Here is a 19,327-nt window from a genome sequence, read left to right on the forward strand (position 1 = left end):
CCGTGCTCAAGGTGATATCAAAAAAACTCAGCCGCGTTTTTCGTACAGCTTCGGCTCACCCGGCGGACGGCTCTTGAAGCGCCGGTGGGCCCAGAGGTATTGCTCGGGGCAATCACTCACCGACCGTTCCACCCATTGATTGATGCGGATGCAATCGGCTTCCTCGGTCTCGCCCGGGAAATTGTCCAGCGGTGCCTGGATCACCAGGCGATAGCCACTGCCATTGGCCAGGCGCTCCTGGATGAATGGCACAACCAAGGCCTTGCCCAGGCGGGCGAACTTGCTGGTGGCGGTGACCGTCGCCGCCTGGATGCCGAACAATGGCACAAAGATACTTTGCTTGGCGCCGTAATCCTGATCCGGCGCATACCAGATCGCCCGACCAGCGCGCAGCAACTTGAGCATGCCACGCACGTCATCACGCTCCACCGCCAGGGAGTCGAGGTTGTGCCGCTCGCGGCCCCGGCGCTGGATGTAGTCGAACAGCGGGTTCTTGTGCTCACGGTACATGCCATCGATGGTGTGCTGCTGGCCAAGCAAGGCCGCGCCGATTTCCAGCGTGGTGAAGTGCAACGCCATCAGGATCACGCCCTTGCCCTCGCGCTGGGCCTGCTTGAGATGTTCCAGCCCTTCGACATGGGCCAACTTCGCCAGGCGCGAACGCGACCACCACCAGCTCATGGCCATTTCGAAGAAAGCGATACCGGTGGAGGCAAAGTTTTCCTTGAGCAAGCGCTTGCGCTCGGCAGCGGATTTTTCCGGAAAGCACAGCTCCAGATTGCGCCGGGCGATGCGCCGTCGGTCGCCTGCCAGCCGGTACATCAGCGCGCCGAGGGCACGACCGACCCGCAGCAGCAAGGGATAAGGCAACTGGACGATCAGCCACAACAGCCCCAGGCCGCACCATAGCAGCCAGAAACGCGGATGAAAAAAAGCAGCTCGTAAACGCGGGCGATCCATTACAGCTTCCATAAAGACATGGGCCGCGCATTCTACATTGTTCGACCCGGGTTGCGGCTCGCGGACGATCTCGTTATAAGTCTCGGCACTTTTAGTGACAAGCCGTTGTACGCCGACCATGAGCCAAACCGAACCGCTAGACCAAGATCCCGTGTTCCAGCTGAAGGGCAGCATGCTCGCCATTACGGTGCTGGAGCTGGCCCGCAATGACCTGGAAAGCCTTGACCGGCAGTTGGCAGCCAAAGTCGCCCAGGCGCCGAACTTCTTCAGCAATGCCCCGCTGGTGCTGGCCCTGGACAAGCTGCCGGCCGGCGAAGGCGCGGTGGACCTGCCGGGCCTGATGCGCGTTTGCCGCCAGCATGGCCTGCGCACCCTGGCGATCCGCGCCAGCCGCATCGAAGACATCGCCGCGGCCATCGCCATCGACATTCCGGTATTGCCGCCGTCCGGCGCCCGCGAGCGTCTGCTGGAACTGAGCCCGGTCGAGCCGAAGAAAACCCCGGAAAAACCGCCGGAGCCCACCATCAAGCCTACCCGCGTCATCACCTCGCCAGTGCGTGGCGGGCAGCAGATTTATGCCCAGGGTGGCGATTTGGTCGTGGTGTCCTCAGTCAGCCCGGGCGCGGAACTTCTGGCCGATGGCAACATCCATGTATACGGCCCGATGCGCGGCCGTGCGCTGGCTGGCGTCAAGGGTGACACGAAGGCCAGGATTTTCTGTCAGCAATTGAGCGCTGAACTGGTCTCCATCGCCGGGCAGTACAAGGTCTCCGAGGATTTACGCCGCGACCCGCTGTGGGGGGCCGGCGTCCAGGTCAGCCTGTCGGGCGACGTGTTGAACATCATTCGGCTTTAACGGATACTGCCGCATTTTCCAAGCATCTCTAAAACGTAGCGAAAACGGCTTAAACGACGTAGGAAAAAGGATCAGGCAGTGTTTACCGGAGGTAGACCCCGCCCAGCATCCGATTCCAGCCAAGCCTGTCCAATTGCAGCAGTTTTCCAGAGATGTTTTTCAGGGACTGACAAAGTCCTTTTTCCTTAGGGGTGAAACACCTTGGCCAAGATTCTCGTGGTTACATCCGGCAAGGGTGGTGTGGGTAAGACCACCACCAGCGCCGCTATCGGTACCGGTCTCGCTCTGCGCGGCCACAAAACAGTCATCGTCGACTTCGACGTCGGCTTGCGTAACCTCGACCTGATCATGGGTTGCGAGCGTCGCGTGGTCTACGACTTCGTCAACGTGGTCAACGGTGAGGCCAACCTGCAGCAGGCCCTGATCAAGGACAAGCGCCTTGAGAACCTCTACGTGCTGGCCGCCAGCCAGACCCGTGACAAAGACGCGCTGACCCAGGAAGGCGTGGAAAAAGTCCTGATGCAACTCAAGGAAGATTTCGAGTTCGTAGTCTGCGATTCCCCGGCCGGTATCGAAAAAGGCGCCCACCTGGCCATGTATTTCGCCGACGAAGCGATTGTCGTGACCAACCCGGAAGTCTCGTCGGTACGTGACTCCGACCGCATGCTGGGCCTGCTGGCCAGCAAATCGCGGCGTGCCGAAAAAGGCGAAGAACCGATCAAGGAACACCTGCTGCTGACGCGCTATAACCCGCAACGGGTCAGCGACGGCGAAATGCTCGGCGTCGAAGACGTCAAGGAAATCCTTGCCGTTACCCTGCTGGGCGTGATCCCGGAATCCCAAGCGGTACTCAAGGCCTCCAACTCCGGCGTGCCGGTGATTCTCGACGACCAGAGCGACGCCGGCCAGGCGTACAGCGATGCCGTCGATCGCCTGCTGGGCAAAACCGTAGAGCATCGTTTCCTCGATGTAACGAAGAAAGGTTTCTTCGAGCGCCTGTTTGGAGGTAGGTAATGAACCTTTTTGACTTCTTTCGTGCCAACAAAAAGCCCAGTACCGCCTCGGTCGCGAAAGAGCGTCTACAGATCATCGTGGCGCACGAACGCGGCCAACGCAGTACCCCTGACTACCTGCCAGCCTTGCAGAAGGAACTGGTGGAAGTGATCCGCAAGTACGTCAACATCGGTAGCGATGACGTGCATGTGGCACTGGAAAGCCAGGGCAGTTGCTCGATTCTGGAACTCAATATCACCCTGCCGGATCGCTGATAGATCCTGCGGGAGCCACGGCGGCTCGGGCGCTTTGCTCCTTCTTTAGTTTGGAGCAAGTGCCCGCGCCGCCGTTGGCGTTTGTTACGAGACTGCTTCAATGCCCCTGTCCAATATCCGCATCATCCATCAGGACGCCGCCGTCCTGGTGGTCGACAAGCCGACCCTGCTGCTGTCGGTGCCCGGTCGGGCCGACGACAACAAAGACTGCCTGATCACCCGCCTGCAGGAAAACGGCTATCCGGAAGCACGGATCGTGCACCGACTGGACTGGGAAACCTCCGGCATCATTCTGCTGGCCCGTGACCCGGACACTCATCGCGAGCTGTCTCGGCAGTTTCATGATCGAGAAACAGAAAAGGCCTACACCGCGTTGTGCTGGGGCCAGCCGGCGCTGGACAGCGGCAGCATCGACCTGCCGCTGCGCTATGACCCGCCGACCAAGCCTCGCCACGTAGTGGACCATGAACACGGCAAACACGCCCTGACCTTCTGGCGCGTGCTGGAGCGTTGTGACGATTGGTGTCGGGTCGAACTGACACCGATCACTGGACGCTCGCATCAGTTGCGCGTGCACATGCTGTCCATCGGTCATCCATTGCTGGGCGACGGCCTCTATGCTCACCCGCAAGCACTCGCCGCCTGGCCACGCCTATGCCTGCACGCCAGCATGCTCAGCTTCACCCACCCGCAAAGCGGCGAGCGCCTGCGCTTCGAGTGCCCTGCACCGTTCTGAGGGATGTATCCGCAAGCAGGCCACAAAACCTGTGGGAGCGAGCTTGCTCGCGATAGCGGTGGGTCAGTTTGCATTGATGTTGAATGTGCCGGCCTCATCGCGAGCAAGCTCGCTCCCACATTGGAGCGCAGGCGTGCACAGAGCTTGTGTTCACCACAAATCCCTAGTGGGAGCGAGCCTGCTCGCGATGACGGTGGCGCATTCAACACGGATATCACCCGCCTCCCATCCTCCCCATCGACCACCAATACGGTAAACTCCCGCCCATTGCTGTCTGGAGCTATTTATGCGCGCAGAGTTGAACCAAGGCCTGATCGACTTCCTCAAGGCCTCCCCCACCCCGTTCCATGCCACTGCCACCCTTGCCCAGCGCCTGGAAGCGGCGGGTTATCAGCGTCTTGACGAGCGCGAGACCTGGGTCACCGAGGCCAACGGTCGTTATTACGTCACGCGCAACGACTCCTCGATCATCGCCTTCAAGCTGGGCCGCAATTCACCGCTGCACGACGGCATCCGCCTGGTCGGCGCCCACACCGACAGCCCCTGCCTGCGGGTCAAACCGCAGCCGGAACTGCAACGCCATGGGTTCTGGCAACTGGGCGTGGAGGTATACGGCGGTGCGCTGCTGGCGCCGTGGTTCGACCGCGACCTGTCCCTGGCCGGGCGCGTGACCTTCCGCCGCGACGGCAAGGTCGAAAGCCAATTGATCGATTTCAAGGCACCGATTGCCACTATTCCGAACCTGGCCATCCACCTCAATCGCGAAGCCAACCAGGGCTGGGCGATTAACCCGCAAAATGAGCTGCCACCGATCCTTGCCCAGTTCGCCGGCGACGAGCGCGTTGACTTCCGCGCTGTGCTCACCGATCAACTGGCCCGCGAACACGGCCTGAACGCCGACGTGGTGCTCGATTACGAGCTGAGCTTCTACGACACGCAAAGCGCGGCGGTCATTGGTCTGCATGGCGATTTCATTGCCGGCGCGCGCCTGGACAACCTGCTGTCGTGCTACGCCGGCCTGCAGGCCCTGCTGAACACCGACACCGACGAAACCTGCGTGCTGGTGTGCAACGATCACGAGGAAGTCGGTTCTTGCTCGGCCTGCGGCGCCGACGGCCCGATGCTGGAACAGACCCTGCGGCGCCTGTTGCCCGAAGGTGAAGAGTTCGTAAGGACCATTCAGAAATCCCTGCTGGTTTCGGCGGACAACGCCCACGGCGTGCACCCCAACTACGCCGACAAGCACGATGCCAACCATGGTCCCAAGCTCAATGCCGGACCGGTGATCAAGGTCAACAGCAACCAGCGCTACGCCACCAACAGCGAAACCGCTGGGTTCTTCCGTCATCTGTGCATGGCCGAGGAAGTGCCGGTGCAGAGTTTCGTGGTACGCAGCGACATGGGCTGTGGCTCGACCATCGGCCCGATCACCGCCAGCCAGTTGGGCGTGCGCACCGTGGACATCGGCCTGCCGACCTTCGCCATGCATTCGATCCGCGAGCTGTGCGGCAGCCATGACCTGGCGCATTTGGTGAAGGTGTTGAGCGCGTTCTATGCGAGTCGCGAGTTGCCGTAGCCTGCTTGAACCGCAGGCATGCTGTTGTGGCGAGGGGATTTATTCCCTCGCCACAACAGCGCTTGCCTCTGGATTGAGGGAGGTCGTGACATACATCATCCCCATCCGACAAAACCCCAACTAGACTGCCCTTATCCTCCCCCGACAAGGCTGTCTCACATGATCTCCATGTCTTCATTCAACGCCATGCTGGTGCCCGTCATCGCAGGCATGATCCTGCTGGCCATTGGCTTCAACTTCCGAGACAAGAATGTCGGGGTCTTTGCCATGTGGATCGGCATGTTGCTGATCCTCGCCACGGTGTTGTTCCGCATCCTGGCCAAACTCAACGAGTCGGCCTGACTTCCCCTCATGCGGCAGGCGCTTGCTCCGGCACGTCCACCCCGACATGAATCGCATCGTGGCGCCAGAACTCCAGGTCGCAATCGATCAGCCGCTGATGCTGGTCATAGTTGACCCGGGCAATCCGCAGCCCGGGGCTGCCCACCGAGACTTTCAGCGCCGCCGCGGCTTCGGGCTGTAAAGAGGTGGGCACGATTTCGAACCTCACCCGGCCGTAGTGCAAGTCGTAGTGGCGGGCGTATAGCTCGGTGATGGACTGATTGAGGTCGAACTCCAGAATGTCCGGAAAGTACTGCGGGTTCAGGTAGTGCTCGACGTACAACACCAAGCGCTCGTCGATACGCCGTACACGGCAGATCTGGATCACGCTGGACAGCGCCGGCAGTTGCAGCCAGGCACACACCGCCGCCGACGCCGGCTGCAGGCGCGCCGAGATCACTTGGGTAGAAGGCACCCGCCCTTGAGCGGCGACCATGGCGTGGAAGTGGCTACGCTGCATCAGGTTATAGGCCAGGCGTGGTGGCGAGACGAACCAACCCCGGCGCTCCTCCCGATAAATCTGCCCTTGGGCTTCGAGCTGCAACAAGGCTTCGCGCACGGTAATGCGCGTGGTCCCGAACAACTCACTGAGCTTGCGCTCGGCCGGCAACTTGCTACCGGGCGCCAATAATCCATGGTCGAGCTGCTCTTGCAGGACTTGGCCAATGGTTGTCACCGCTTTAGTTGTCTCGACGCGCATCAACGTTACCTATCTGGACTAGACCAGCACTATTTCAGGGCGAAATCGATGGCGCATCGATCCGCTTCTCGTTCCCGCAAGCCTAGGCACTGCACATGACTGGCAGATGACAGAACCGCCGAACGGTTGTTGCCCAAGCCTGCAAATTAACGGCCAAGTCCTTTCAGATCAGCTGTTTAACCATGGTCTACGCTTAATTCGCAGCCACTGCGCCCGAGCCTGACATTTCCTCACACCGCCAACACCGACATCAAAATGTCACAGGGCTTGCCTACATTGGCTCAGGTATTGCTGACCTAGACCAACACAACCGCAATCGCAGCGTTGAAAACGCCCATAGGAGCTTCGGATGAAACAGCTTTTCCTGGCATCACTGTTAGGCTCGACCATTGCCATGTGCACCGCCGCCATGGCTGCTGACACCGATCTGAAAACGTTGGAAGCCGCTGCGAAAGCGGAAGGCGCCGTGAACAGCGTCGGCATGCCCGATGACTGGGCAAACTGGAAAGGCACTTGGGACGACCTGGCCAAAGTCTACGGTTTGAAACACATCGACACCGACATGAGCTCGGCCCAGGAAATCGCCAAGTTCGCCGCCGAGAAAGACAACGCCAGCGCCGATATCGGCGATGTCGGCGCGGCTTTCGGCCCGATCGCGGTCAAGCAAGGCGTGGTTCAACCCTACAAGCCAAGCACCTGGGAACAGGTTCCAGCCTGGGCCAAGGATAAGGACGGCAACTGGGCGCTGGCCTACACCGGCACCATCGCTTTCATCGTCAACAAGAAACTGCTGCACGGCTCCGAAGCACCGACCAAGTGGGCCGACCTGAAAACCGGCAAATACAAAGTCTCCATCGGTGACGTGAGCACTGCGGCCCAGGCTGCCAACGGCGTGCTGGCAGCGGCCCTGGCCAACGGCGGCAACGAGAAGAACCTTCAGCCGGCCCTGTTGATGTTTGCCGAGATCGCCAAGCAAGGGCGCCTGTCCATGGCCAACCCGACCATCGCCACCATGGAAAAAGGTGAAGTCGAAGTGGGTGTGGTCTGGGATTTCAACGGCCTGAGCTACAAGGCCAAGATGGCCAATCCGGATGATTACGTCGTGCTGATCCCGTCCGACGGCTCGGTCATCTCCGGCTACACCACCATCATCAACAAATACGCCAAGCACCCGAACGCCGCCAAACTGGCGCGCGAATACATCTTCAGCGACGCCGGCCAGATCAACTTGGCCAAGGGCAACGCCCGTCCGATCCGCGCCGAGCACCTGACCCTGCCGGAAGAGGTCAAGGCCAAGCTGCTGCCCAACGAGCAGTACAAAGGTGTGACCCCGATCAAAGACGCGGATGCGTGGGAGAAAACCTCCAAGGCACTGCCGCAGATGTGGAATGAACAAGTAATCGTCGAGATGAAGTAAGGCGCTAGCTCCCGCTCGGATATCCACTGAGGATCCCTTGTGGGAGCAAGCACTGTGGGAGCAAAGCTTGCTCGCGATAAACGATGACACGGTCTCACAGTTGCACCGTGTCGCCAGCATCGCGAGCAAGCTTTGCTCCCACAGGCCTGCTCCCACATTGGCCGAGGTGAATCCGAGTTTCCTGGTATCTGTCCGGAGTCCCGCTACCCATGAAGCACAACGTCATCCTGGTGGTGCTCGACGGCCTCAATTATGAAGTCGCCCGGCATGCCATGGGGCATTTGCAGGCTTACGTCGGCGCAGGACGCGCGGCCCTCTACAAACTGGAATGTGAGTTGCCCGCCCTGTCCCGTCCGCTCTACGAATGCATCCTCACCGGCGTCGTGCCCCTCGACAGCGGGATCGTGCACAACAACGTCTCGCGCCTGTCGAACCAGCGCAGCATTTTCCACTATGCCACCCAAGCCGGCTTGAGTACCGCCGCTGCTGCGTATCATTGGGTCAGCGAGCTGTACAACGTGTCACCGTTCATCGCCGGCCGGGATCGTCATACCGACAACCCTGACCTGCCGATCCAGCACGGACATTTCTACTGGAATGACCACTACCCCGATTCCCACTTGTTCGCCGATGCCGAACACCTGCGTCAGCGCTACCTGCCGAACTTTTTGCTGGTGCACCCGATGAACATCGACGATGCCGGCCACCAGCACGGCCTGGACACCCCGCAATACCGCAACAGCGCGCGCTCAGCCGATATCAACCTGGCGGTCTACCTGCAAGCCTGGCTCGACGGCGGCTATCAGGTGCTGGTGACGTCCGACCACGGCATGAACAACGACCGCTCCCACAACGGCCTGCTGGCCGAAGAACGGGAAGTACCGCTGTTTGTCCTCGGCGACGGCTTCAGCCTCGATCCGGCTGCCACGCCCCGGCAGACCGAACTGTGCGGCACCATTTGCCAGTTGCTCGGCGTTGACCACGACAAACCCTACTGCCAGGAGTTACTCAAGTGAACGCCATGACGCGCGGCAAATGGCTGGCAGCGTTGTGCCTGGTGCCCTTCGCGATTTTCTTCATCGTGTTCCAGATCGCCCCGCTGCTCTGGGTGCTGATCAACAGCCTGGAATCGGAAGAGTTCGGCTGGGGCCTGGCCAACTTCAGCAAGATCTTCAGCTCCAAGTTCTACCTGCAAGCGATCCAGCACAGCCTGGAAATAAGCTTCTGGTCCAGCGTGTTCGGTATCGTCATCGCCGTGCTCGGCAGCTACTCCCTGCGCCGGGTCGATTCGCGGCTGCGCAACTTCGTCAACGCCTTCGCCAACATGACCAGCAACTTTGCCGGCGTGCCCCTGGCCTTCGCCTTCATCATCTTGCTGGGGTTCAACGGCAGCATCACGATCATGCTCAAGCAGGCGGGGATCATCGAGGATTTCAACCTGTACTCGAAAACCGGGTTGATCATCCTCTACACCTACTTCCAGATTCCCTTGGGTGTACTGCTGCTCTATCCGGCCTTCGACGCCCTGCGCGAAGACTGGCGTGAATCCGCCGCGCTGTTGGGGGCCAACGGCTGGCAGTTCTGGCGGCACATCGGCTTGCCGGTGCTGACCCCGGCGCTGCTGGGCACCTTCGTGATCCTGCTGGCCAACGCCCTGGGGGCCTATGCCACGGTCTATGCGCTGACCACCGGTAACTTCAACGTCCTGCCGATTCGCATCGCCGCCATGGTCTCCGGCGACATCTCCCTCGACCCGAACATGGCCAGCGCCCTGGCCGTGGTGCTGGTGGCGTTGATGACCGTGGTGACCATCGTCCATCAGTTGCTGCTCAAGAGGAGCTACCATGTCTCGCGCTGAATCGGGCTCCGTCGGGCTCTATCATCGGCTGGTGGTGTACCTGCTGTTCGCCATCCTGCTACTGCCTCTGGCGGGCACGCTGGTCTACTCCATCGCCAGCAGTTGGTCGGCCACCGTGCTGCCCAGCGGCTTTACCTTCAAATGGTATGTGCAGTTGTGGAGCGATCCGCGTTTTCTCCACGCCTTCGGTCAATCACTGATCGTCTGCGTCGGCGCGCTGGTGCTTTCGGTGGTGTTGATTCTGCCGCTGCTGTTCGTGGTGCATTACCACTTCCCCAGACTCGACGCGCTGATGAACATCCTCATCCTGCTGCCCTTCGCGGTGCCGCCGGTGGTGTCGTCGGTGGGGCTGCTGCAACTCTATGGCTCCGGGCCGCTGGCGATGGTGGGCACGCCGTGGATCCTGATCGGCTGCTACTTCACCGTCGCCCTGCCGTTCATGTACCGGGCGATCACCAACAACCTGCAAGCCATCAACCTGCGCGACCTGATGGACGCCGCCCAACTGCTTGGCGCCAGCACCTTCCAGGCAGCGCTGCTGGTGGTGCTGCCAAACCTGCGCAAGGGCTTGATGGTGGCGTTACTGCTGTCTTTCTCGTTCCTGTTCGGTGAATTCGTGTTTGCCAACATCCTCGTCGGTACCCGCTATGAAACCCTGCAGGTGTACCTGAACAACATGCGCAACAGCAGCGGTCACTTCACCAGTGCCCTGGTGATTTCCTACTTCTTCTTCGTACTGGTCCTGACCTGGGCGGCCAACATCTTGAACAAGGACAAAAGCCAATGAGCTACGTCAGCGTCCAACACCTGCAAAAAAGCTACGCCGGCACGCCGGTGTTCAGCGACATCAACTGCGAGATCGGCAAAGGCGAATTCGTCACCCTCCTCGGCCCTTCCGGCTGCGGCAAGTCCACGCTGTTGCGCTGCATTGCCGGCCTGACCGCAGTGGATGCCGGCCAGATTCTGCTGGACGGCCAAGACATCGTCCCGCTAAGCCCGCAGAAACGCGGGATCGGCATGGTGTTCCAGAGTTACGCCCTGTTCCCCAACATGACCGTGGAGCAGAACGTCGCCTTTGGCCTGCGCATGCAAAAGGTCGAGGCCGAGGACAGCCGCCAGCGGGTGCTGGAAATTTTGCGCCTGGTGGAACTGCATGATTTTGCCGCCCGCTATCCCCATCAACTCTCTGGCGGCCAATGCCAGCGCGTGGCCCTGGCCCGCTCCCTGGTCACCCGCCCGCGCCTGTTGCTGCTGGACGAACCGCTGTCGGCCCTGGACGCACGGATTCGTAAACACCTGCGCGAACAGATCCGTCAGATCCAGCGCGAGCTGGGCCTGACCACGATCTTTGTCACGCACGACCAGGAAGAAGCCCTGACCATGTCCGACCGGATTTTCCTGATGAACCAGGGAAAGATCGTACAAAGCGGCGATGCCGAAACCCTCTACACTGCGCCGGTCGATGTCTTTGCCGCTGGCTTTATCGGCAACTACAACCTGCTGGACGCCGACAGCGCCAGCAAACTGCTGCAACGTCCGGTGAACGGCCGCATCGCCATTCGCCCGGAAGCCATCGAGCTGAGCTACAACGGCCAGGCCGATGCGCTGATTCGCAGCCACAGCCTTCTGGGCAACGTGATTCGTTACCGAGTGGAGGCCCGTGGCGTGGAGTTGGTAGTGGATGTGCTCAATCGCTCGGCTGCCGATCTGCACCCCGATGGCACACGTCTGTCACTTTCCATCGATCCGTCGGCACTGTGTGAGGTAGCCTGATGGCTTTATTGATTTTGAAGCTGATTTTGAAAAGGGAAACGCGCTGATGGCCCTGGCAATTTTTGATCTGGACGAAACCCTGATCCACGGCGACTGCGCCACCCTCTGGAGCGAACAGATGGGGCGCCTGGGCTGGGTCGATCCCGAATCGTTCATGCAGCGCAACAACGCGCTGATGGACGCTTACAGCCACGGCAAGCTGAGCATGGAAGAGTACATGGACTTCAGCCTGGAACCGATGATCGGTCGTACCCCGGAAGAAATCGAGCACCTGGTGGCGCCGTGGGTGGAAGACTTCATTGAACCGATCATCTTCAGCGACGCCACCAAGACCATCGCCGAACACCGCAAGGCCGGCGACCGGATCCTGGTGATCTCGGCCTCAGGCACGCATCTGGTCAAGCCGATTGCCGAACGCCTGGGCATCGACGAGATCCTGGCGATCAATCTTGAAGTGACCCATGGGGTGTACAGCGGCAAGACCGAGGGCATCCTCACCTACCGCGAAGGCAAGATCGCACGACTGCTGGACTGGCTGGATGCCGAGGAAGAAAACCTGGAGGGCGCGAGTTTCTATTCCGATTCGCGCAATGACTTGCCGCTATTGCTGCGGGTGGACTTCCCCCACGTAGTCAACCCGGACCCGGTGTTGAAGGCCCATGCCGAACTGGCCGGGTGGCCAATCCATACCTGGAAATAAGCCCCTTTGTGGGAGCGAGCTTGCTCGCGATGGCGTTGGGTCAGCCGACATTGATTTAGCTGACACGCCGCCATCGCGAGCAAGCTCGCTCCCACAGGTTCAGTGTGGTTTCTACCCGAGGCTGGAGCCCAGCAGCAGCCACAGGCTCCAGCCAAGCAATAACACACCGCAGAGACGACTGAGCCAGAGTCCCTGCGACAGGTTTTTCTCCAGCAGGATGAAGGCACCGATCACTGCCACCCAGAGCAGGTTCATCACGCCGACCACGAACAGCAGGCCCATCAGGGCCCAGCAGCAGCCCAGGCAGTAAGCGCCATGGGCCAGGCCCATGCGCCAGCCGCCGAACACGTCGGGGCGCCAGTAGCTGAGAAGAAAGTGCAGCGGCCCGCGACAATGCTCAAGGCAGACCGCCTTGCCTGGCAGCCACTGATAGACGCCTGCGACCAGCAGCAGGCCGGCGCCCAACGCGGTACTGGTGACGCGCATCCCCGGACTGAGCAGGGATAGCTGCTCGAGCGCCCATTGCAGCGCCGTGGCGCCCAGGGCGAAGCCAGCCCAGACCAGGCCATAAGCGCTGCAGAACAGCAGCAAAGCCAGGTGTCGCTGCGGTGCCGGCATGCGTTTGCGCAGCATCTGCTGGTAGATCAGCAGCATAGGCACGGCGCTGGGCAGCATCATGCCGATCATCATCACCCCCCACATGGCGAACATCAGCAGAGCATCGCCCAGGCTCCAGGGCATGAGCATGCCGGCCATTGCCGCATCGGCCATGCCACCCGGCGCATTCATATCGCGAGCCATGCGCAGCAGCATCAGCCAGGCCAGGGCGGTCAGCGCGAGCAGGCAGAGCAGCAACAGCAACTGCTCGCCGGTCAGTCTCTTGCCCTGGGTCGCCGCCTGAGGCTCTGCCATCTTTACGGCTCTATGCCATGGCCGGTGAAGTGCACGTGGGCGAGGTGGCTATGACTGTCCTGGGATTGTAGCTTGAGGGCTGAATGCGTCTGATAGCTGCCGCTGGCGACTTCGGCCTCAAGGAACTCGAAGCCGTTGGGCAGGGACAGGCGGACTCGGTGAGGTGAACCGTCGATCGGGCTGCGGATCGGCTCGCCGCTGGCCTGCAGCACGCCTGGAATGTCCAGGTGCGCCAAGCGCTGGTCGACATCGATGGACAGGGTGATGGGCACGAACAGCGGTTCGAACACTTCAGTCATGGTGCTGCTGAACACCTGAAACACGTTGGCCCCGGGGTCGCTCTCCAGGCCAGAGAGGATGGTCAGCAGGGCCTGGCGTTGCGCCTCGTCGGCACGTTCATCGATGAACACCTGACAACTGCCATTGCCCTCATGGATGGCGCCCGGCCAGGCGAAGGTAGCGGCCCAGCACAAGCCTTCCAGCGCTACCTGATTGAAATACCCGCGCTCCACTCGCATCGACGCCACCGCCTGGCAGTGGCCATGGGTCGGTGGTGCATCGAATTGACAGGGGCAACCCCAATTGCAGTTGCAGGCAATGAATTCGACGCCCTGCATGCGCCATTCGGCGATGGCCATGATCAACCTCTTCACCTGGTGGGTGAAATGAAAGTTGCGGTTACCCCCATCCCTCCATTAATTAACGCTAGCAGGGCGCGCGCCTCGGATACGGGCTGCCGACCAAAGGTGAAAGCCATCGTCGATAGGGATAAGGGTGCCAGTCATGTAGGCGCGGGCCTGCCTATCCAGCCCCTTGAAATATGCCGCGCAACGCGGGAACTAGCGCCAGACCACAGAGTCCTGTGGGAGCGAGCCTGCTCACGATGGCGTTTGGCCAGCCAGCATTGATTTAGCTGACACACCGCCATCGCGAGCAGGCTCGCTCCCACAGATTCTTGCGACGCCCGGATTAGCTCAGGCTCTCATCGATCACCAACACCAACTTCCCAGACACCTTGTTGGTCGCCAGCTCCGCGAACGCCGCTTCGGCATCCGTGATCGCGAAGGTCTTGGCCAGTTGCGGGCTCAGGCGTTTGTCGGCAAACAGTGGCCACACCTGCTGCCCCAGCTCGCTGATCAGGTCGGCCTTGAACTGATCGTCACGGCTGCGCAAGGTCGAGCCGAGCAATTGGATACGCTTGCCCAGCATCTGCGCCAGATCCAGTTGCGCCTCGCGCCCACCCATCAGGCCAATAAGCACCCAGCGCCCGTCAACTGACAAAAGTTTCACGTTGAGCTGGGCGTAGTTGGCGCCCACCGGATCGAGGATCACGTCGAAGGGGCCGAAGTCGTCCAGACTCTCCAGGCCATCGGTGCGCACAACACCGCCCTGGGCCCCCAGCGCTTCGCAATAACTCAAGCGGTCAGCCGAACCGACACTCACCCAGCACGGATTGCCAAACGCCTTGCACAACTGGATCGCAGCCGAGCCGACGCCACTGGCCCCTGCGTGCAGCAGGACTTTTTCACCCGGCTTGAGCCCGGCCAGTTGAAACAAATTCAGCCACGCGGTGCCGTAGACCTCAGGCAGCGCGGCCGCTTCAGCCAACGTCAGGCCCTCGGGCACTGGCAAGACATGCCGGCTATCGACCACCACTTCCTCGGCCATCCCACCACCGGCCAGCAAGGCGCAAACGCGGTCGCCCACCTGCCAGGACGAACCCGGCCCGACCTCGCTGATTACCCCGGAACATTCCAGCCCCAGCACCTGGCTGGCACCGGGTGGCGGCGGATAAAGCCCGGCTTTTTGTAACAAATCGGCCCGATTCAGGCCCGCAGCCGCCACACGAATGCGAACTTGCCCGACATCACACGCCGGACTTGGCTCATCTGCCCATACCACTTGGCCTTCAACGCCTTGCAATGCTTTCACGGTGCCTCCATAGTGAGTCTCGACTGGGCCCGCTGCTTCAACGCCGGGCTTTCTTGCATTATGCGCCCGGGCCACATGGAACCGGCGACTTCAAAGACGGCCTAATATGCGTTATCAATTGTCCCTGCGTCGAATCAGCATGAAGCACCTGTTCCCCAGCACCGCCCTCGCGCTTGTCATTGGCCTTGGCCTGTTGCCGCTGTCGAGCGATACGTTCGCAGCCAACAGCTGGGACAAGCTTCAGCCCGATCGTGACGAGGTGATTGCCAGCCTTAACGTCGTGGAGTTGCTCAAGCGCCATCACTACAGCAAGCCGCCGCTCGATGACGCGCGTTCGATCATCATCTATGACAGCTACTTGAAGCTGCTTGATCCGTCGCGCAGTTATTTCCTGGCCAGCGACATCGCCGAATTCGACAAGTGGAAAACCCAGTTCGACGACTTCCTCAAGAGCGGCGACCTGAACGCCGGGTTCACTATCTACAAGCGCTACCTGGACCGCGTGAAAGCGCGTCTGGATTTCGCCCTTGCCGAGCTGAACAAAGGCGTCGACAAGATCGACTTCAATACCAAGGAAACCTTGCTGGTCGATCGCAAGGACGCCCCTTGGCTCAAAAGCACAGCCGAACTCGATGACCTGTGGCGCAAACGCGTCAAGGACGAGGTGCTGCGCATGAAGATCGCCGGCAAGGAACCCAAGCAGATCCAGGAAACCCTGACCAAGCGCTACAAGAACCAATTGGCTCGCCTGGACCAGACCCGCGCAGAAGACATCTTCCAGGCGTACATCAACACCTTCGCCATGTCCTACGACCCGCACACCAATTATCTGTCGCCAGATAACGCGGAAAACTTCGACATCAACATGAGCCTGTCCCTGGAAGGCATCGGTGCGGTGCTGCAGAGCGATAACGATCAAGTGAAGATCGTGCGCCTGGTACCCGCGGGCCCGGCGGACAAGACCAAACAGGTCAGCCCGGCGGACAAGATCATCGGCGTCGCCCAAGGCAACAAGGAAATGGTCGACGTGGTCGGCTGGCGCCTGGACGAAGTGGTCAAGCTGATCCGTGGCCCCAAAGGCTCGGTGGTGCGCCTGGAAGTCATCCCGGCCAGCAATGCGCCGAACGACCAGACCAGCAAGATCGTGTCGATTACCCGTGAAGCGGTGAAGCTGGAAGAACAGGCGGCGAAGAAATCGGTCCTCAACCTCAAGCAGGACGGCAAGGACTACAAGCTCGGCATCATCGAGATCCCGGCTTTCTATCTGGACTTCAAGGCGTTCCGCGCCGGGGACCCGGACTACAAGAGCACCACTCGCGACGTCAAGAAGCTGCTGACCGAGCTACAGAAGGAAAAGGTCGACGGTGTGGTGATCGACTTGCGCAACAATGGCGGCGGCTCCCTGCAGGAAGCCACCGAGTTGACCAGCCTGTTCATCGACAAAGGCCCGACCGTGCTGGTGCGTAACGCCGATGGCCGGGTGGATGTGCTGGAAGACGAAAACCCCGGGGCGTTCTACAAGGGGCCGATGGCCTTGCTGGTCAATCGCCTGTCGGCTTCGGCCTCGGAGATTTTCGCCGGCGCCATGCAGGACTATCACCGGGCATTGATCATCGGCGGGCAGACCTTCGGCAAAGGCACCGTGCAGACTATCCAGCCGCTCAACCACGGTGAACTGAAGCTGACCCTGGCCAAGTTCTACCGGGTTTCCGGCCAGAGTACCCAGCACCAGGGCGTACTGCCTGATATCGATTACCCGTCGATCATCGACACCAAGGAAATCGGCGAAAGCGCCCTGCCCGAAGCCATGCCGTGGGACACCATCCGCCCGGCGATCAAACCGGCCGTGGACCCGTTCAAGCCGTTCCTGGCTCAGCTCAAGTCCGAGCATGACACCCGCACGGCCCAGGACGCAGAGTTTGTCTTCATCCGCGACAAGCTGGCCCTGGCGCAAAAGCTGATGCTGGAGAAAACTGTCACGCTCAACGAAGCCGAACGTCGCGCCCAGCATGCCGACATCGAAGCCAAGCAACTGGTCATGGAAAACCTGCGTCGCAAGGCCAAGGGCGAAGAGCCGCTCAAAGAGTTGAAGAAAGAGGACGAAGACCTGATCACCGAACCGGAAAAAACCAAGCCGGAAGACGATGCCTACCTGAGCGAGACCGGGCGAATCCTGCTGGATTACCTGAAACTCAACACGGCCGTCGCCAAGCACTAAGATGATGGCCATTTAATGGTGTTGCTCGTCGCAGCGTCATCAAACTGACATCATTCTGTCGTGAAATACAGGACCGGGCGCCCCCTTAGGGGATCGCGCCCAGTCCTTTTTTTATCGCCAGAGATCGCCATGACCACGACAGAACAGCTGAGTGCATTGAGTTCGATCCTGGCTCAAAGCGGTTTGCACAGCCTGTTCCAGCCGATCATCTGCCTTTCCGAGCGGCGCATTGTTGGCTATGAAGCCTTGACGCGCGGACCGTCCAATAGCCCGTTGCACTCCCCCATCGCCCTGCTCTCCGTAGCCCGCCAGGCCGGACGTCTCAGTGAACTGGAACTGGCCTGCCGACGCAGTGCCTGCCAACGCTTCAATGAGCAAAAATTACCGGGCAAGCTGTTTCTCAACGTCTCGCCCGAGTCCCTGCTGGAGTCTGCGCACCAGACCGGACGTACGTTGCAATTGCTGCGGGACTTCGGCATTGCCCCCAGTCAGGTGGTGATCGAACTGACCGAACAAACCCCGATCGATGACTTCCAGCTCCTGCAAACCGCCCTGCACCACTACCGGGCCATGGGTTTTTCCATTGCCCTGGACGACCTTGGCGCGGGTTATTCGAGCCTGCGGCTCTGGTCCGAACTACGTCCCGATTATGTGAAGATCGACCGGCACTTCATCGACGGCATCCACCAGGACGCGCTCAAGCGCGAATTCGTCGGCTCGATCCTGAAAATCGCCCGGGCGTCCCGGGCCCAAGTGATTGCCGAGGGTATAGAACTGCAAGAAGAGCTGGCGGTGCTGATCGAAATGGGCGTAGACCTGGTCCAGGGGTATCTGCTGGCCCGGCCCCAGGAACAACCGTCGCGCGACGCCAGGGCGCTGATGCCCAAGCAGGACAACGGCGTGGCGGCGCTGAGCGATGAGATCAACGACCTCAGTGCGCTGCTCAACGAACAGCCGGCGGTGGCCCACGATACACCGACCGCTACAGTGCTGGAGGCGTTCCGGCGCCAGGCCAACCTCAACTCCCTCGCAGTGCTGGACGACCAGGAACAACCCTGCGGCATCGTCCATCGCCATTCACTCTCCGACGCCCTGCTCAAGCCCTTCGCCACCGACCTGTTCGCCCGCAAGCCCATCAGCCGCCTGATGAGCGATGATTTCCTCGCGGTAGAGCTGAACCAGTCGCTGCAACAAGTCAGCCGCCTCATCACCAGCCGCGCCCGACAACGCATCGAGGAAGACTTCATCATCACCCTCAACGGTGGCTACCTGGGCTTGGGCCGGGTCATCGACGTGCTCAAACTCATCACCGAGTTGAAAATCCAACAAGCCCGCTACGCCAACCCGCTGACCTTGCTGCCGGGCAACGTACCGATCCAGCAATGCCTCACGCGCCTGCTCCAGCAGCGCCAGGAATCGGTGATCTGCTACGTGGACATCGACAGCTTCAAACCCTTCAACGACATCTATGGCTATGGGCGAGGTGATGAAGTCCTGCTGTGCCTGGCCCAATGCCTGAACGAACGCATCGACCCCAGCCGCGACTTCGTCGGCCACATCGGCGGCGACGACTTCCTGCTGGTCCTCGGCCCGGAAGACTGGCGCAAGCGCCTGAACCAACTGCTCAGCGACTTCCAAAACCACTGCCGCCGCTTCTACCGCCCCGAACATCTGGAAGCCGGATGCTTTACCGCGCTGAATCGCCAGGGAGTCCGACAGGACTTCGCGTTGTTATCACTGTCGATTGGGGTGGTGCATTTACGGGCGGAGGCTTGTGAGGAACTGGACGCGAGCCAGTTGGCTGAACTGGCCTCGCAGGCCAAGCATCATGCCAAGGAGATTTTGGGGGGGAGTGTGTATCTGGTGGATGGGTTGGCTGGGCGGGAGCCTGTGGTGGGGTTGGGGTTGTCGGTTTGAGGGAGGGTTACCTTGTGGCGAGGGAGGTGCTTTCGGTCGTTCCCACGCTCTGCGTGGGAATGCTGCCAGGGGCGCTCCGCGTTCCGCTTTTGAAAGGTGACGCAGAGCGTCACGGGATGCATT

Annotated in this window: 19 protein-coding genes; 14 read left to right on the forward strand and 5 right to left on the reverse strand. The window is 60.7% G+C overall.

The window, feature by feature from the left end; all coding sequences use genetic code 11:
• Positions 1 to 27: 27 nt before the first annotated feature.
• On the reverse strand, positions 28 to 960 hold the full coding sequence (locus tag SGN16_RS21785) for a lipid A biosynthesis lauroyl acyltransferase (protein WP_335945303.1): 933 nt from the start codon (positions 958 to 960) through the stop codon (positions 28 to 30).
• Positions 961 to 1,078: 118 nt separating this feature from the next.
• Between SGN16_RS21785 and minC the strand changes: the two genes are divergently transcribed.
• The 6 genes from minC (at position 1,079) to SGN16_RS21815 (ending at position 5,738) form a co-directional block, all read left to right on the forward strand.
• The gene (gene minC / locus SGN16_RS21790) at positions 1,079 to 1,816 is read left to right on the forward strand and encodes a septum site-determining protein MinC (protein WP_210639946.1); all 738 of its coding nucleotides are present in this window, start codon (positions 1,079 to 1,081) and stop codon (positions 1,814 to 1,816) included.
• A gap of 201 nt (positions 1,817 to 2,017) precedes the next feature.
• A complete protein-coding gene (gene minD / locus SGN16_RS21795) occupies positions 2,018 to 2,830 on the forward strand; it encodes a septum site-determining protein MinD (protein WP_003179114.1) in 813 nt (270 codons plus the stop codon).
• A complete protein-coding gene (gene minE / locus SGN16_RS21800) occupies positions 2,830 to 3,084 on the forward strand; it encodes a cell division topological specificity factor MinE (protein ID WP_003179111.1) in 255 nt (84 codons plus the stop codon). Before minD ends, minE begins: the two co-directional genes overlap by 1 nt.
• 100 nt (positions 3,085 to 3,184) lie before the next feature.
• A complete protein-coding gene (locus tag SGN16_RS21805) occupies positions 3,185 to 3,820 on the forward strand; it encodes an RluA family pseudouridine synthase (RefSeq protein WP_335945304.1) in 636 nt (211 codons plus the stop codon).
• Positions 3,821 to 4,106: 286 nt separating this feature from the next.
• Positions 4,107 to 5,396, forward strand: a complete 1,290-nt coding sequence (locus SGN16_RS21810; protein ID WP_210639948.1) for a M18 family aminopeptidase — start codon at positions 4,107 to 4,109, stop codon at positions 5,394 to 5,396.
• Between the two features lie 159 nt (positions 5,397 to 5,555).
• Positions 5,556 to 5,738, forward strand: coding sequence for a hypothetical protein (locus SGN16_RS21815; protein ID WP_210639949.1), 183 nt, complete (start codon positions 5,556 to 5,558; stop codon positions 5,736 to 5,738).
• Positions 5,739 to 5,745: 7 nt separating this feature from the next.
• Here SGN16_RS21815 and SGN16_RS21820 read toward each other — a convergent pair whose 3' ends face one another.
• Positions 5,746 to 6,477, reverse strand: coding sequence for a UTRA domain-containing protein (locus tag SGN16_RS21820; RefSeq protein ID WP_210639951.1), 732 nt, complete (start codon positions 6,475 to 6,477; stop codon positions 5,746 to 5,748).
• Between the two features lie 349 nt (positions 6,478 to 6,826).
• On the opposite strand from SGN16_RS21820, the gene SGN16_RS21825 reads away from it, so the two are divergent.
• The 6 genes from SGN16_RS21825 (at position 6,827) to SGN16_RS21850 (ending at position 12,225) form a co-directional block, all read left to right on the forward strand.
• A complete protein-coding gene (locus SGN16_RS21825; RefSeq protein ID WP_210639955.1) occupies positions 6,827 to 7,894 on the forward strand; it encodes an ABC transporter substrate-binding protein in 1,068 nt (355 codons plus the stop codon).
• Between the two features lie 209 nt (positions 7,895 to 8,103).
• Positions 8,104 to 8,910 (forward strand): alkaline phosphatase family protein, encoded by an 807-nt coding sequence (locus tag SGN16_RS21830; RefSeq protein ID WP_335945305.1) that lies wholly within the window; start codon positions 8,104 to 8,106, stop codon positions 8,908 to 8,910.
• Between the two features lie 5 nt (positions 8,911 to 8,915).
• Positions 8,916 to 9,752 (forward strand): ABC transporter permease subunit, encoded by an 837-nt coding sequence (locus tag SGN16_RS21835; RefSeq protein ID WP_178084325.1) that lies wholly within the window; start codon positions 8,916 to 8,918, stop codon positions 9,750 to 9,752.
• On the forward strand, positions 9,739 to 10,539 hold the full coding sequence (locus SGN16_RS21840) for an ABC transporter permease (RefSeq protein ID WP_335945306.1): 801 nt from the start codon (positions 9,739 to 9,741) through the stop codon (positions 10,537 to 10,539). Before SGN16_RS21835 ends, SGN16_RS21840 begins: the two co-directional genes overlap by 14 nt.
• Positions 10,536 to 11,525: an ABC transporter ATP-binding protein gene (locus tag SGN16_RS21845; protein WP_210639976.1), complete on the forward strand. Its 990-nt coding sequence runs from the start codon at positions 10,536 to 10,538 to the stop codon at positions 11,523 to 11,525. The genes SGN16_RS21840 and SGN16_RS21845 overlap by 4 nt, the downstream gene beginning before the upstream one ends.
• 46 nt (positions 11,526 to 11,571) lie before the next feature.
• Positions 11,572 to 12,225 (forward strand): HAD family hydrolase, encoded by a 654-nt coding sequence (locus SGN16_RS21850; RefSeq protein WP_210639978.1) that lies wholly within the window; start codon positions 11,572 to 11,574, stop codon positions 12,223 to 12,225.
• Positions 12,226 to 12,336: 111 nt separating this feature from the next.
• On the opposite strand, the gene SGN16_RS21855 is transcribed toward SGN16_RS21850, so the two are convergent.
• The 3 genes from SGN16_RS21855 to SGN16_RS21865 all read right to left on the reverse strand — a co-directional run bounded on the left by SGN16_RS21855 (position 12,337) and on the right by SGN16_RS21865 (position 15,069).
• A complete protein-coding gene (locus SGN16_RS21855) occupies positions 12,337 to 13,137 on the reverse strand; it encodes a DUF2182 domain-containing protein (protein ID WP_335945307.1) in 801 nt (266 codons plus the stop codon).
• Between the two features lie 2 nt (positions 13,138 to 13,139).
• Complete coding sequence (locus tag SGN16_RS21860) at positions 13,140 to 13,775, reverse strand: DUF1326 domain-containing protein (protein ID WP_335945308.1); 636 nt, start codon at positions 13,773 to 13,775, stop codon at positions 13,140 to 13,142.
• 331 nt (positions 13,776 to 14,106) lie between these two features.
• The gene (locus SGN16_RS21865) at positions 14,107 to 15,069 is read right to left on the reverse strand and encodes a zinc-binding dehydrogenase (RefSeq protein WP_210639984.1); all 963 of its coding nucleotides are present in this window, start codon (positions 15,067 to 15,069) and stop codon (positions 14,107 to 14,109) included.
• 139 nt (positions 15,070 to 15,208) lie between these two features.
• Here SGN16_RS21865 and SGN16_RS21870 point away from each other — a divergent pair, with 139 nt between their 5' ends.
• A complete protein-coding gene (locus SGN16_RS21870; protein WP_335945332.1) occupies positions 15,209 to 17,287 on the forward strand; it encodes a carboxy terminal-processing peptidase in 2,079 nt (692 codons plus the stop codon).
• A gap of 129 nt (positions 17,288 to 17,416) precedes the next feature.
• Positions 17,417 to 19,204: a bifunctional diguanylate cyclase/phosphodiesterase gene (locus SGN16_RS21875; protein ID WP_335945309.1), complete on the forward strand. Its 1,788-nt coding sequence runs from the start codon at positions 17,417 to 17,419 to the stop codon at positions 19,202 to 19,204.
• Positions 19,205 to 19,327: the final 123 nt, after the last annotated feature.

The sequence above is a fragment of the Pseudomonas sp. G166 genome, from assembly GCF_037027455.2.
GTDB lineage: Bacteria > Pseudomonadota > Gammaproteobacteria > Pseudomonadales > Pseudomonadaceae > Aquipseudomonas.

Excerpts from the sequence above, each read along its gene's own strand:
- SGN16_RS21785 (WP_335945303.1), bottom strand. The coding sequence starts at position 960 with ATGGATCGCCCGCGTTTACGAGCTGCTTTTTTTCATCCGCGTTTCTGG.
- minC (WP_210639946.1), top strand. The coding sequence starts at position 1,079 with ATGAGCCAAACCGAACCGCTAGACCAAGATCCCGTGTTCCAGCTGAAG.
- minE (WP_003179111.1), top strand. The coding sequence starts at position 2,830 with ATGAACCTTTTTGACTTCTTTCGTGCCAACAAAAAGCCCAGTACCGCC.
- SGN16_RS21805 (WP_335945304.1), top strand. The coding sequence starts at position 3,185 with ATGCCCCTGTCCAATATCCGCATCATCCATCAGGACGCCGCCGTCCTG.
- SGN16_RS21810 (WP_210639948.1), top strand. The coding sequence starts at position 4,107 with ATGCGCGCAGAGTTGAACCAAGGCCTGATCGACTTCCTCAAGGCCTCC.
- SGN16_RS21815 (WP_210639949.1), top strand. The coding sequence starts at position 5,556 with ATGATCTCCATGTCTTCATTCAACGCCATGCTGGTGCCCGTCATCGCA.
- SGN16_RS21820 (WP_210639951.1), bottom strand. The coding sequence starts at position 6,477 with ATGCGCGTCGAGACAACTAAAGCGGTGACAACCATTGGCCAAGTCCTG.
- SGN16_RS21825 (WP_210639955.1), top strand. The coding sequence starts at position 6,827 with ATGAAACAGCTTTTCCTGGCATCACTGTTAGGCTCGACCATTGCCATG.
- SGN16_RS21830 (WP_335945305.1), top strand. The coding sequence starts at position 8,104 with ATGAAGCACAACGTCATCCTGGTGGTGCTCGACGGCCTCAATTATGAA.
- SGN16_RS21835 (WP_178084325.1), top strand. The coding sequence starts at position 8,916 with ATGACGCGCGGCAAATGGCTGGCAGCGTTGTGCCTGGTGCCCTTCGCG.
- SGN16_RS21840 (WP_335945306.1), top strand. The coding sequence starts at position 9,739 with ATGTCTCGCGCTGAATCGGGCTCCGTCGGGCTCTATCATCGGCTGGTG.
- SGN16_RS21845 (WP_210639976.1), top strand. The coding sequence starts at position 10,536 with ATGAGCTACGTCAGCGTCCAACACCTGCAAAAAAGCTACGCCGGCACG.
- SGN16_RS21850 (WP_210639978.1), top strand. The coding sequence starts at position 11,572 with ATGGCCCTGGCAATTTTTGATCTGGACGAAACCCTGATCCACGGCGAC.
- SGN16_RS21855 (WP_335945307.1), bottom strand. The coding sequence starts at position 13,137 with ATGGCAGAGCCTCAGGCGGCGACCCAGGGCAAGAGACTGACCGGCGAG.
- SGN16_RS21860 (WP_335945308.1), bottom strand. The coding sequence starts at position 13,775 with ATGGCCATCGCCGAATGGCGCATGCAGGGCGTCGAATTCATTGCCTGC.
- SGN16_RS21870 (WP_335945332.1), top strand. The coding sequence starts at position 15,209 with ATGAAGCACCTGTTCCCCAGCACCGCCCTCGCGCTTGTCATTGGCCTT.
- SGN16_RS21875 (WP_335945309.1), top strand. The coding sequence starts at position 17,417 with ATGACCACGACAGAACAGCTGAGTGCATTGAGTTCGATCCTGGCTCAA.